Genomic DNA, 14,392 nt, shown 5'->3' with positions numbered 1-14,392 from the left:
CATGACACAAGCTCGAATGAAAAAGAAACCCATCTTTTTCTTTGCCTTTATTTTTATGGTCGCTCTATATTTAGTGTACGTTACGATATCTATTACCTACGCAGGGATCGATGTTACTAAAAATGTGAAGGATGAATGGGAGATCACAGATGTTGATCAAATTGGATGGGCAAGTAAGCGGAATTTGAAAGAGGGGGACAGGGTGGTTGAGGTTAACTCACAGCCGCCCGGTGACTATTACTCTATAAAAAGATATGGAGTCATTGGAAAACTTGATGAAATGGTAATAGTGAGGGACGGTAATAAGATCAAGTATGAAGTAAAGTCCCCTCTGAACTACAACACACTTCTCTATCACACGTTCATCCCTGGACTCGTTTTTGCCGTTTTGTTTATTCTATCTGTTTACATTTTCTATAAGAAAAGCAATGAGCGGCTCACTTATTTTTTAATCGCATTTCTCCTTGCGGTTGGATTAGGATACTTAAGCGCTGGGGCTTCTGCCAGAACAGATACAATAGGAAGGTTTATTAACGGTTGTTCTCTCTTACTAGTACCTGTTCTATTCTTGCATTTTTACTATTACTATTTCTTGAAATTTAATATAAAGTTACTGAACGGAAAACTGATCGCCTTTCTATATTTAATTAATCTTATGACGGTTCTATTAGATACGGTTACCATGTACGTCTTTATTGGAAAAGTGTATGCGGTGATTCGAAATTTACAGCTTATTTTATTTTCTATTGAAATATTATTAGGTTTATTTTTACTTATTTTTTATTACTTCCGATTTCGAAAAACCATACATAAACCGATCTTTCAAAATACTATTTTCAGTATTATTATTTCCTTTTTCCCATTTATCTTTTTAACCGTTTTGCCGAGTACGCTGCTTGATGTAGAATTACTTCCAGCACCCGTAACAGCTGCATTTCTCATCTTTCTGCCTATTTTTTTCTTCTACTTAGTTGTAACAAACCGGATATTCGATATTGATTTTATTAACAGCCGTCTTCGTTATTATTCCCTCATGTCGCTGATTCTGACGACAGTTATAGTCGGGCTTTTTGTCTTCTTTACAAATATGACTTGGGTTGAGTGGGCACGATTAATGATCATTATGTATGTTTCTATGGTCGTTTTCTTTTATTTAGAAGAGAAATTAAATCTTCGTCCCCGTTTGGTGAGAGATAAATTGAATTTTGAAATCAGTCTTGACCGGTTTTCTAATGATTTATCGCAGATTGTAAAAAGAGAAGAATTGGACGAACGACTGGTGAAGGAAATCAGAGATGTTCTTTTAGTTAGTTCTGTTTCCCTATTAAAATATAAGAAAAAAGATGGATTTGTGGGTCTTGTCTATGGAGATTATGAATTTCCTGCCGATTACATTAAAGAGTATATTACTCATAAAGACGAAAGATTAAAAACAGGAGATGCTTTCTTTATCGAGCATGGGATATGCTATGTGATCAGTGAAAGGCATGAGTCGGTCAGAGTACTATGGGTTGAGCAAAAAATTAATCATACCCCGTTTAACCTTGATGAACAGCGCTGGCTGAAGACGATATCGCATTATACAAGTATGGTATATGAGAATTTCCTGCTTATTGAAGGAGTAACCGAGGAATTGAAGGAATCCATGCATCAAAACCAGAATACTCCGGCTTGGATGCTGCGGCTATTGTTTAACCTATCAGAAAAAGAACGGTCTCGCCTTGCTTCCGACCTTCACGATTCTGCACTTCAAGAACAATTAATATGGTATAGGAAAATTGATGATTTTATAGAAGATAAAGAATTCCCAGTCCAATATAACGCTCAGCTGAAGCAATTGCGGGAAGGGCTGCTTGGAGTAGTGAATCAAATCCGGGAAACGTGTACGCTGTTAAGGCCGCCTTTTCTAAAAGAAACAGGAGTGGTAGAAGCACTCAATTATTTGATCCACCAATACCAAGTCAGAGAGTCGTTTGATGTTACTTTTACTTATCGGAAATTCTCCTCTGAGCTTGGGGATGATCAGTCACTTACGATCTATCGAATTGTTCAGGAGCTAATGAATAATGCGGCCAAACATTCCCTCGCTAAGAACGTTCATGTTGATTTAAAAAGCGAAGGGGATATGGTGATCTTAAATTATGAAGACGATGGAATTGGTATTAAAAAAGTAGAAAATGATGCCTCGTCACCGAGTATGGGTCTGGCTGGTATACGGCAAAGAGTCAATAGTCTGCAGGGAAATATGGAAATTTTCTCTTCAGGGGATGGTGGTGTCGAAATTGCCATCCTTGTCCGTGCAGATATTCCAATGAAGAACTTTTTTGAAGTTATGTAAGAGAGGAAGAAGATAATGATAAATATTCTATTAGTGGATGATCACCCGTCAGTTGGGGCCGGGACTAAATTAATGATAGAAAAGGAAGCAGACATGATCGTCACCAATGTTGAGTCTCCTGGAGAAGCATTAGAGGTGTTGAAACGGAAGGACTTTGATATTATGCTTCTGGACTTGAGGATGGCAGGGATGAATGGGATTGAGTTGAGCAAGCAGATTCGTTCGACGGGGAATCAAAATCCTATTCTTATCTATACCGGATACGACATTGGCCCCTACTTTAATACGCTTGTAGAGGCAGGAGCTTCCGGGTTTATTGATAAAACTGAACCGAGAGAGGACCTCATCCATGCAATACGCTGCGGGATAAAAGGAAAGACCGTCTTACCTGTTTCGCTATTTCTTCAGCTGAGAAAAATGGAAGTTAGAGTAGAGGAAACGGAGAAAGAAAATGATGCTGAATTCGAAGAAGTTTCCATTACGTCTAAGGAGCAGGAAATTTTAAGAGAAGTGGCCAGAGGAAAAAGTAATAAAGAAATTGCTAAAGAGTTTTTCAAAAGCCCGCGGACTATTGAATATAACCTGACAGAAATATTTAAAAAGCTGCAAGTGAAGACGAGAGCAGAAGCTGTATTAAAATCGAAACAGTGGGGGATCATCCCTGATGATTTCGATTAAAGAAAGGGCCGCGGAATTAAGTTCCGCGGCCCTTTCTATATGTGTTCTGATTAGCTTGATACCAAGTTATTAAATAGTAAGACTCGATTTCGAAGCTTTTATGGTGGTTTAGGGAGCTCAGGGGAACGACTCGCTTACCGCGGGCATGCGCCTGAGCCTCTTCAGACTTCGACTTCCGGTGTCTCACCTGTCATGCGTCTCCCCGTTCCCCTCCGCTCCTTGCTGTATTGCGGCTCTCGAAATCTACTCCATATCTGCTTAAGTTTCATTGGTGTCAGTCTTTCTTTTTTCGGTTTTGCAGCGGCTTACTTAGCCCGAAGAATCTTACCGCTCATCTCCGCTTTTGATTATTCCTTTGCGTTTTTCCAGTATTTGTAGGAGTGGATGATGTGGCCTTGGTAGGAATTGTGCTGGCCAAGGTCTTCATCGGCTAGGCTGAGTTGTTTCCTCATGGCTTGTTTTCCATTATCGTGAAAAGTTATAACTTTGTTGCTGACATCTTTCATTTCTACACTGATGTAGAGCTCTTTGTTAAGTTCATCTGCGTATTTGACTTCATTTTTAGTCATATCTACAATTCCGCCTGAACCTTCTGCATAGTCACGGAATGCCATAACGGACGTATGATCGACTTTGCTTATGACCCACTTGTTAAAGGGAGTGTCTGGCTTGCCAGGAGTAGGGGTATCATCAAACCACATGGCTAGATCCATACTGGATTCGAGGTTTGCATTTTTAGTTTCCTCTACAAACATAGTGATATTATCCATCCACGTTCGTAAGATCTCTTGTTCATCCGATGTCCAGGATGGATTAACATACGGTTCCACATCGAGGTGGATGCCTGTGAATTGCTGTGCATCTGAAGAGTGATTATTATAGTCCTTCACGTAATTAATTAATTTTTCGAGGTGAGGTCTACCTTCTTCCAGAGCCCACGTAGGGTGTCCACCCATGGCGTGAACTTCTATACCAGCTTTACTCGCTTTTTCTACGAAGTCCTGATACGCACTAAAAGGCTGGGTTAAATCTAAACGAGTATAGAGCATATTTAGGTTATTTTCTTTCGCAAAAGCAATGATTTGGTCCTGCTCAGATACCAGTGTATCCGCATGCCAAATGTAAGTCCCTCTTTTCTTCTTGTTTGTTTGAGTATCCGCAGGCTTATTGTCGGCATTTACATGGCTTTGGTAGCTTTGAAAGTCGGCCACAGCGGTTCCTGCGTACGAGGACCATTTTCCTGCGTATTGATCGACCAGAGATAAATGCATATCCATATCCTCAATGCCTTCCTCGTTAAAGGTGGTATAATCTGCTCCTGTGTCTTCGAGAGTAACCCCAACCATGACTTGTTTGTTATCCTTTTCCGCCTGCTTTAATTCGTCTTGAACTAAAGCGATTATTCCGTTATCACCTTCTAAAGTATCTCGGTAAGCAAGAATAGTCGTGTGATCAAATTGACGGATCATCCATGTGCTGAAAGCTGTATCGTTTTGACCAGGTGTTGGTGTCTGATCAAGCCAGAAAGGGATAGAAGCACTAATTTCGAGATCCGAATCTTTTGTCTGCCCCGTGATTTCGTCCACGTTGTTCTTCCATTGGCTGATTACATCACTTTTATGGTCATACCACTGAGATAGAAATTGGGGCTGAATTTTAAAATGGATACCCGTAAATTTCTCATTCGTGGCTGCGGACTGGTTATAGTTCTTCACCCATTGAATGAAATGATCGATATCTCCTTGGTTTTCAGTCAGGGCCCATGAAGGAGATCCGCTAAGTGCATGAACGGTAATTCCTGATTTTCCTGCTTTTTGAATGAATTGCTGGTATTCTTCAGCTGGAATATCTGTATTTACTTTTAAATAAATGACATCAAAATCATTTTCTTGACTCGTTGTAATAATTTTATCTGCACTCTTATTCCACTCATCTTTACTTACCCACAAGGCTTTATGTGTTTGATCAGGGGATGAGAATCCTGCCAATATCCATGAAATACTGATCAAAGTTAGCACCGGAATTAATTTTTTTATCATCATTTACCCTCCAGAATGTTCTTCATTAACAAGAAGTCAATAAAGTTTTATGAAAATCAATAGGAAAAAACCTTTTTTCAGCCGGTAACATCGAACTCTTTTCTTTCAGGGTTATCCGGGGGTCCCCGGGTCTTTTTGCTGCGGAAAAAAGTAAGCGTTTTACATATGAATCTCATCCGTTTTAAGAGAGATGTATTTTTTCCGCATGGACCGAAGAGAGAACCTGTTAACTCCACGAAATATGTGGGGGTACCGAAATAGATATTCGGAGTTCCGAATCCTAGTTTTCGATGAAATGGCCGGTATGTGCGTGATAGGTTTAATGTGTGCTCAGCAAATGACAACTTCAAGTTAACTGTTTACATTTAAATTTTCAACAAGAAATAATTTGAAAAAAGAGATTTAGAAGATCAAAAGAAAGGAGGAACTGACAATTCATTGGAAGGGTAAAGTGCTCACTATATTACTCGTGGTTGCCGGGGTGGGAAGCTACCTGCTCTTTACCAATCACAGTGTGATAGAGAGTAAGGAACTTAGTAATGGTACAAATATCAAATTCAGAACTAATGGAGAACAATTAGAAGTGTATCAGAATAAATCCTGGTCCCCGCTATTTGTTAAAGGAGTAAATTTAGGAGCTACTTTACCCGGACATTTTCCTGGGGAGCTCCCGATCACGAAAGAAGAATACCTGGACTGGTTTCAAATGATGAAAGATATGGGTGTCAATACAGTTAGGATTTATACCATTCATGAACCCGTCTTTTATGAAGCACTGGTCGAGTTTAACAAGGATCACAAGGAAGATCCTCTTTACTTCATGCAAGGGGTGTGGTCACCTGTCAAACTGCTGAATGAAACTCAAAATGCTTGGTCTGAAAAGGTTACAAACGCTTTTAAAAAAGAATTGGATCATGCGATTGGAGCTGTTTACGGGGATATTACTCTGCCGGATCAACCTGGAAAAGCAAGCGGCGAGTATTCCTATGACGCAAGTCCTTACTTGCTTGCCTGGCACATTGGAACAGAATGGGATCCGAAAGTAGTCGCTCATACAAATGAAAAGAAAAAAGGGCGCCCCGTTTTTAAAGGAGACAAAGCGGCAGCTGTTGAGGAGGCTTCCCCTTTCGAAAGCTGGCTTGCCGAATTGTTAAACTATACAGCGAAAACGGAAGAGAAAAAGGGGTGGCAGCATCCGCTGACTTTCACGAACTGGATCACGACTGATCCATTGAAACATCCCGCAGAGCCATTACCCACTGAGGATTCAGTAAGTGTAGATGCGACTCATATCAAAGTAAGGAACTGGAAGGCTGGTTATTTTGCTTCGTTTCATGCTTATCCCTATTATCCCGATTTCTTGAACCAATCGGATCATCAACAGCAAGATTCAAATATGGATTCTTATGAAAAGTATTTGAAAAATCTTAAACAGTATCACAAAGGTATGCCAATCATGATCACGGAATTCGGGGTTCCTTCTTCACTCGGGAATGCTCATCACGGCCCAAAAGGGAGAGATCAAGGCGGCCACAGTGAAGAGGAACAAGGAAAGATGGATGCAGCAATGCTTAAGGAAATTCATGCGGAGGATTATGCAGGTGCGGTCTTATTCAGCTGGCAGGACGAATGGTTTAAGAAAACCTGGAATACGGTTCCACTCGTGAAGAAACAAAGCCGTCCGAATTGGTTTAATTATCTCTCTCCGGAAATGTCGTTTGGCCTTATAGCAATGGATCCTGAAAAAAATGATCATCTGCAAATCGATGGCTCACAAAAAGATTGGCAGGAAATCGATGATAAACAAAAGCTTTTCCCCCAATCAAATCGTTTTCAAAATATGTGGGTTACCCATGATGAAGGCTATGTATACGTTACAGCTAAGCTGAAACAGAAATTTGATCCTGCTAAGGAAACCCTCTATTTCGGTGTGAACACCATACACGGAGGAATTAAGTCTCCCCAAGCATTAGGAAACAAAAAGTTAGATGAGGGGCTGGAAACCTTAATTGAATTAGGTCAGAACAGTGAAGTTAGGATCGCTTCGAATTACGATTTTGATCAGCGTCTTTATGAAGAAGCAACGTCGACCTGCGGCAATACAAAGCCTTGTTTTGAACCGTGGAGACTAGCTGTGAGCAGAAAAATGGAACCTCCGCAAGCCAACGCTTCGCTTCCGTTTGAAGATGTGAAAGTTGGACAACTGAACAGGGCTGACGCCGGTGCGGAAAAAGATCAAGCTTTATGGCAAGTCAAAGGCAGTGTTATAGAAATGAAGATTCCCTGGGCGCTGCTGGGATTTGCAGATCCAAGTACTCACCAAGTGATCGGCTATCAAGAAAAAGAGTCAGGCAAGAATTCACTTCCAACCACTACTACGAAAGACTTGACGTTTGTTCCGTGGATCGTAGACCGCTCGGACGGCGCTATAAAAGGATTTGATCCGCATCCAGATACGATTTCACTATCTGATAAGTCACGGTATCAATGGGAGAACTGGGAGAAGGTCCATTACCATGAACGTAAGAAACAGGGATATGATCTGATGAAAAAAGCATTTAGATCACTTAATTAAGGAAGGGAGGAGCCATAATGTTTTTAAATTTAAAAGTGGCAGTTGGAATGATTGTATTTCTCTTAGTACTAATGGCGATCGTCATGGGAATTACTCTCATCATAAAGCTTGGTAAAATCCGTAAACAAAAGAAAACCAAACAATGTTTGGCTAAGTTCAGCGGTTATCTCCATTACGTACAAACAGAAATGGGGCAGAGCGAGAGGTTAAAGCCCCCGCATCGGACCTTAAGTACATTTGAGAAGAGGGTCCTCCAAGATACGCTGTATAGATGGATGGCACCTTTATCAGGAGCGCATAAGCAAAGTCTTCTTGACTTGTGTAAGGACATGGGACTTATAGAGTTTAACTTAAAGCGACTAAGAAGTTTATCACATTATACCAGGATAGATGCAGCATACTTTCTGGGGGCGATGGAAAGTGAAGAGGCAGTTCCTCAGTTATTTAAAATGCTCGATAAAAATCCTTATGACTCTACGATATTTATCATTGGCCGCTCCATCGCACAGGCATCTAAACAGCCGGCAGAAGTGGCAGAAATGCTGAAATATCTTGCTAGCGGGGAGAAAAGTACTTTTCAATTATTGGCAGACATCGGCTATGATTCCCCATTAAATCTCAAAGATCAGTATATCGAATTTATTTCGAGCGATCAGCCGGATTTGGTGAAACTAGGCTTAATTCGACTGCGTGACTATAAAGGAGAGGACCTTCCTTCCTTTCTTAGCAGTTTGATTCATTCAGACGATAAAGAAATCCGCAGCTTAACGACTAAGTTATTAACGAATCATATGAAACTATCCAAGAAAGATGTGAAGCTGCTTGCCCGAAGTTCTGATGACGATGTCCGCTTACACATTTTTGAGTGGATAGGAGATACTGGCCAGCTTGCCTATGCTGATCTCCTGGAAGAAGCACTCCATAGTTCGAATAAGGTAATTTCCAGAGTTTGCGCAGGAAATCTACTAAAGCTAGGCAATGTAGGATTTTCTATTCTTTGCAAGATCGCACTGGATAATGAGAGTGCATACGGATCATCCATTGCGCTTGATTACGTACATGAAGAGTTGGATCATGCAGCTAAGCAGCGGGAGCTTATTGAACACGCGGTTGATAGTAATCAGAAGCACTTTATTTATAAGAAGTTCTTTGGTAAAGATCGATCGTTAGTAGAAGCCATATAACAAAGGAGGGAGGATTGTATGAGAGATCTATTACTAGGCTATGGAATCTTTGCTATGTATTACGTAATAGTTATTAACAGTATTTACCTTGCCATTCTTCTCTTTTCCTTCAAAAGAATAGGCAGAATAATTAAGGGCACTGTATTTTCCAAGTATCAGTCCTTAGCCGGTTCTAAGCATGTGCCGCCGATTTCTATACTAGTTCCGGCCTATAATGAAGAACTGACCGTAAAGGAAAATGTCCGCTGTTTACTAGCTTTACATTATCCGGAATTTGAAGTCATCGTGGTAAATGATGGATCTTCTGATGAAACGCTGAATGTCCTCATCGATGAATTTAAATTGGAATATAAGAAACCCACGATGGTGAAGAATACAGTGAAAACGGCGAATGTCCGTGGAGTTTACTATAATCCGGACTTTCCGAACCTTTACATTGTAGACAAAGAAAACGGCGGGAAAGCGGACTCCTTAAACGCTGGAATTAACGTTTCAAATTATCCGTTGATTTCTTCCATTGATGCGGATTCGCTCCTTGAGAAGGATGCCTTGATCAGGATTGCGAGAAAGTATATGGAAAACCCCGAAGAATCCGTAGCTATTGGCGGCAATGTCCGTATTGCTAATGGGTGCCGCATTGAAAATGGAATGGTTAAGAAGGTGAATCTGCCTAAGAAGCTCCTTCCTATGTTTCAAACTGTCGAATACTTAAAAGCGTTTCTGGGAGGAAGAATTGGCTGGAGTGAAATTAACGGTTTGATTATTGTATCCGGTGCATTTGGCGTATTTAAGAAAGAATACGTGATTAAGGTAGGTGGCTACCGTGGTGGTTATCCTGGTGAAGATATGAATATTATTATTAAGCTCCACAGGTACATGCTCGACAATAAACTGCCTTACAAGATCGACTTTTGCCCAGATGCTGTCTGTTGGACTCAGGCACCAGATTCTTTCAAGATTCTAGGAAGCCAGCGGAAAAGATGGGGCAGAGGGAATTTGAAAAACATGATTGAAGAAGGCATGTACATGTTATTTAGACCAAAGTACAAAGTCATGGGATGGTTAACCGTTCCTTATAATATCATTTTCGAAACGCTCAGCCCTTACTTTAGAATAACTGGTTTGCTGGCGTTAATCGGTTACAGTCTGCTGGACATGTCCGGATGGAAGATTATGGCTGTATTTGCCTTAATCAATGTGCTGTACGGATCGTTACTTGGACTGGGGTCACTGCTGCTTGAAGAAATGGCCTTCCAAAGGTATCCCAGAATTCGTGATTACTTTAAGATGTTCTTCTTCACGGTTCTTATGTTCTTTGGTTATCGGCAGCTGGGAATCTTATGGCGATTCCTAGGTCAAATCGATTTTATGAGAAAAAACAATTCCTGGGGCACCATGACAAGAACTAGCTGGAATGAAGATGAGAATAAGTCAGCATAGGGTTTATTAATAAGGAGGAGAAGAAAGTGGCTCAAAAGGAAAACGTAGGTTCAAGAATTATTCAAACCTTCAACCATTTTATAAAAAACTATCAGTCCAGCAAAATGACCTATGGAGTCATTCTCTGCCGGGCAGATTTGAATCAAGGATGGGTCGACAAGTTAAAGAATCATCTCGAACAAGTGGAGCCGGACGTAGAAATTCAATTAAGCTATGATCCTGCAGAGAAGATGACTGTTATTTTGCTAGAAGGCAGCACGCTTGGATTTACCCATTATTATTCCCTCCATGTGAAGGAATATTTGGACAGCAGCCAGAAATTAAGCGGACCGATTCTCGTGAATAGTTTTACAGAAAACCGCGAACAATCCGAGCAAATGTTATTCAGTATGATATGGGAATTGATGGAAAGTAATCGAGGCGAACAGGATATTCGGATTTTCACAAATGATATGCCATCGAATGATTGGAAGCCTTCCATTCTATTAGTAGATAGTGACGACAGTATCCACGAGCTTCTGAAGACTTATTTACAAAGAAAAGGATACATGATTCACACAGCTTTGGATGGTCAGGAAGGGATCGAGCAGTATGAAAAGCTGCTCCCAGACATTGTAATTACAGAGATTAATTTATCAGCCATCAATGGTTACCAATTTATTAACCAGATTAGAAACATTGATGATCATACCAAAGGTTCTTCAGAAATTATTGTATTGACCAATAAACAATTGGAGGAAGATATCAAACGCACATTTGAGTATGGTGTTTCAGATTATCTTACCAAACCATTTTCCTTAATTGAATTGGAAGCACGAATTAAGAAACTCTTAGAACCGCAAGCTCAGCAAGTATAAACAAATTTCTACTATATAAATTTATGAAAAGAGAGGGATTCGAAAATGGGATATGTTGAACAGCTTAATCAAAAGATTGATAAGACAAAAGCAAATGTCGGCGTTGTAGGTATGGGGTATGTAGGTCTCCCGTTAGCAATGGAAATGGTAAAAGCGGGCTACACAGTATGTGGAATTGATTTAGATGACAAAAAGATTACTTCTCTTCAGCAAGGAGAATCTTACATTAATGACGTCTCCAATGAAGAACTTCAAGAGTGTCTTGCTACCAACCGTTTTCTTCCAACACCTAATTATGAAGTCGTAAAAGAATTGGACGCTGTAAGCATCTGTGTTCCAACACCGCTAAGCGACAACCAGGATCCCGATACTTCCTATATCACTGGAGTTATTAATGAAATGAAGCCTCATATGAAAAAAGGAATGCTGATTACTCTGGAAAGTACCACGTACCCCGGGACTACGGAAGAACTGATCTACAGTGAATTCCACAAGATGGGGTATGAAGCAGGGGAGGATATTTTCTTATGTTATTCCCCAGAACGTGTAGACCCGGGAAACACCACTTATAATACGCATAATATGCCGAAAGTGATGGGCGGGATTACAGATACCTGCAGTGAGCTTGGGGCTGCTCTTTATGGAAAAATGCTGGACAACGTCGTTCGAGTCTCCTCTCCTAAAGTGGCGGAAATGTCCAAGCTGCTTGAAAACACGTTCCGCAGTATCAATATCGCCTTCGTAAACGAAATTGCTATGATGTGTGAGCGTATGGATATCGATGTATGGGAAGTAATCGATGCCGCAGCAACTAAACCATTTGGATTTATGAAGTTCCAGCCTGGCCCAGGAATTGGCGGACACTGTATCCCGCTTGATCCGATGTATCTATCCTGGAAGGCAAAAGGATTCCGTTTCTATAGTAAGTTTATCGATCTTGCCCAATCGATTAATAATAATATGCCAGAAGTTGTAGAAGCCAAAACCTCCCAAGTACTGAATCTTTACGGCAGGTCCATTAACAGTTCTAAGATCTTAATTTTGGGCATGGCTTATAAACCAAACATCAGCGACCTTAGAGAATCTCCTGGACTCTATATCTATGAGTTGTATAAAGAGAATGGTGCGAATGTCGATTACTATGATCCTCACGCCCACAGCTTTCTTGATGATAATGGGGAAGTCGTTCGGTCTATTTCTTATAATAAAGAGAACCTCAAGCAGTATGACTGCATGGTATTAGTCACCAATCATAGTGACTTTGATTATGAAGAGCTCGCCCAGCTCGGGGTACCTATTGTGGATACAAGAAATGCATTCATTGATTATGACAAATCACACATTTATAAACTAGGTACAGCCACCAAGGTGAACAAACGTCACAGCTCGATTGCTTTATAAAAAATAACTCAATTTCTAAATCGTAAGGGAGATGAAAATTATGTGCGGAATCATCGGTTATATTGGCACGAAACAAACTCAAAATATTTTAACATCTGGCTTGGAAAAATTAGAATATCGAGGTTACGATTCAGTTGGCATTGCAGTACATGACGGTGAATCCGTTCATGTAAGAAAAACGGAAGGAAGACTTGATGGACTGGAGGAAAAAGTCGGTCAGGATCCGCTAGCAGGAACTGTGGGTATTGGTCACACACGCTGGGCTACTCACGGACGCCCATCTAATGAAAATTCTCATCCTCACACTGATGCACAAAATGAGTTTGCCGTCGTTCACAACGGGATCATCGAAAATTATATGGAAATTAAAAAAGAGTTAATAGAAAAAGGATATACTTTTATTTCAGAAACGGACTCAGAAGTTGTGTCGCATTTATTCTCTCACGTATTCAATGGCGATATGATTGCTGCTATTCAAGAAGTGGTGAAAAAGCTTGAAGGTGCCTATGCTTTAGGCATTGTTTCCAAACATGAACCGGACAAGCTGTATGCTGTTCGTCAGGCAAGTCCGCTGATTATTGGAGCTGGAGAAAATGAAAATTTAATCAGCTCTGATATTCCTGCGGTCCTTGAGTATACAAGAGATGTCTATATTCTAGAAGATGGTGAAATGGCTGTTATGACGGAAGACGACATCACTCTGCTGGAAACAAACACAGGAAATCAAATTAACCGTGATCTCTTCCAAGTGGACTGGGATATGGAACAGGCGGAAAAGAATGGTTATGACCACTTTATGCTTAAGGAAATCTTTGAACAGCCTCATGGTCTGAAAAAAACAATGACGGGCCGCCTTAACGAAGAAACGAAACTAGTGGAATTTGAGGAACTGAATTGGACAAAGGAACAGATGAATAACTGGGATAAGATTTCGATTGTAGCATGCGGAACTGCTTATCACGCCGGCCTTATCGGCAAGCACGTGATTGAAGAATTAACTAGAATACCAGTTGAAGTAGAAGTTGCCTCCGAATTTAGATACCGCAATCCGATCATTAATGAAAGAACGCTCGTAATTGTAGTCAGTCAATCTGGTGAAACTGCCGACACGCTGGCCGCTTTGCGTCAAAGTCAGCACATGGGTGCGAATGTATTAGCAATCACGAATGTCGTAGGCAGCTCAATTGCAAGGGAAGCGGATGAAGTTATTCTGACTATGGCAGGACCTGAGATCGCCGTTGCCTCAACGAAAGCTTATACAACACAAGTTTTGTCCTTTTATCTGCTAGGAATCTATCTTTCGCAAAGTAAAGATAGATTATCCGAGGATTACAAAGACCAATTAATTGAGGGAATTGCCGCCATTCCTGAGCAAATTGAAGAGATTCTTGAGCATTCGAAGGGGATTCGCTGGTACGCTGAATCTATTAAAGATGCCTCTAGCGTCTTCTTCTTGGGAAGAGGAGTGGATCATGCCGTTTCTCTTGAAGGCTCGCTAAAACTGAAGGAAATTTCCTACATTCATTCCGAAGCTTACCCTGCCGGTGAATTAAAACACGGAACGCTCGCTTTAATAGAAGAAGGTACACCGATTGTTTCCCTTATGACCCAGGAATCGGTGAGTGAGAAAATGCTCGGAAATATTAAAGAAGTGAAAGCTCGCGGTGCTCAAGTACTAGGGATCGCCATTGAAGGGGATATGAAGATCTGGGATTACGTTGATGAGACATGCTTTATCCCAAACACTCTATCCATCCTAACCCCGCTGTTAACGGTAATCCCGCTTCAGCTGATCGCGTACTATACGTCCCTTGCATTAGGGAACGATGTGGATAAGCCTAGAAATCTTGCCAAAAGTGTAACCGTAGAATAATAGGTGC

General features: G+C 40.8%; 9 protein-coding genes. 8 read left to right on the top strand and 1 reads right to left on the bottom strand.

Annotation, left to right across the window (positions count from 1 at the left end; genetic code table 11):
* Window position 1: 1 nt before the first annotated feature.
* Both Q7A53_RS08275 and Q7A53_RS08270 read left to right on the top strand, forming a co-directional pair.
* Window positions 2–2,338 carry a sensor histidine kinase gene (locus Q7A53_RS08275; RefSeq protein WP_411788676.1) on the top strand — a complete coding sequence of 779 codons (2,337 nt, stop codon included), beginning with the start codon at window positions 2–4 and terminating at the stop codon, window positions 2,336–2,338.
* 15 nt (window positions 2,339–2,353) lie between these two features.
* Window positions 2,354–3,016 (top strand): response regulator transcription factor, encoded by a 663-nt coding sequence (locus Q7A53_RS08270; protein WP_411788675.1) that lies wholly within the window; start codon window positions 2,354–2,356, stop codon window positions 3,014–3,016.
* Window positions 3,017–3,363: 347 nt separating this feature from the next.
* On the opposite strand, the gene Q7A53_RS08265 is transcribed toward Q7A53_RS08270, so the two are convergent.
* On the bottom strand, window positions 3,364–5,055 hold the full coding sequence (locus tag Q7A53_RS08265) for a hypothetical protein (RefSeq protein ID WP_411788674.1): 1,692 nt from the start codon (window positions 5,053–5,055) through the stop codon (window positions 3,364–3,366).
* 451 nt (window positions 5,056–5,506) lie between these two features.
* On the opposite strand from Q7A53_RS08265, the gene Q7A53_RS08260 reads away from it, so the two are divergent.
* The 6 genes from Q7A53_RS08260 to glmS are packed head-to-tail and all read left to right on the top strand — an operon-like array spanning window position 5,507 to window position 14,385.
* On the top strand, window positions 5,507–7,630 hold the full coding sequence (locus tag Q7A53_RS08260; protein ID WP_411788673.1) for a hypothetical protein: 2,124 nt from the start codon (window positions 5,507–5,509) through the stop codon (window positions 7,628–7,630).
* A 17-nt stretch (window positions 7,631–7,647) separates the two neighbouring features.
* Window positions 7,648–8,814 (top strand): hypothetical protein, encoded by a 1,167-nt coding sequence (locus Q7A53_RS08255; protein ID WP_411788672.1) that lies wholly within the window; start codon window positions 7,648–7,650, stop codon window positions 8,812–8,814.
* Window positions 8,815–8,832: 18 nt separating this feature from the next.
* Window positions 8,833–10,254 (top strand): glycosyltransferase family 2 protein, encoded by a 1,422-nt coding sequence (locus tag Q7A53_RS08250; RefSeq protein WP_411788671.1) that lies wholly within the window; start codon window positions 8,833–8,835, stop codon window positions 10,252–10,254.
* Between the two features lie 26 nt (window positions 10,255–10,280).
* Window positions 10,281–11,111, top strand: coding sequence for a response regulator transcription factor (locus Q7A53_RS08245; RefSeq protein WP_411788670.1), 831 nt, complete (start codon window positions 10,281–10,283; stop codon window positions 11,109–11,111).
* A 45-nt stretch (window positions 11,112–11,156) separates the two neighbouring features.
* A complete protein-coding gene (locus Q7A53_RS08240; protein WP_411788669.1) occupies window positions 11,157–12,512 on the top strand; it encodes a nucleotide sugar dehydrogenase in 1,356 nt (451 codons plus the stop codon).
* A 40-nt stretch (window positions 12,513–12,552) separates the two neighbouring features.
* Window positions 12,553–14,385, top strand: coding sequence for a glutamine--fructose-6-phosphate transaminase (isomerizing) (gene glmS / locus Q7A53_RS08235; RefSeq protein WP_411788668.1), 1,833 nt, complete (start codon window positions 12,553–12,555; stop codon window positions 14,383–14,385).
* Window positions 14,386–14,392: the final 7 nt, after the last annotated feature.

The sequence above is a fragment of the Halobacillus rhizosphaerae genome (assembly GCF_046719735.1).
Lineage (GTDB): Bacteria > Bacillota > Bacilli > Bacillales > Halobacillaceae > Halobacillus_B > Halobacillus_B rhizosphaerae.
This window is presented reverse-complemented; position numbering and strand designations above follow the sequence as displayed.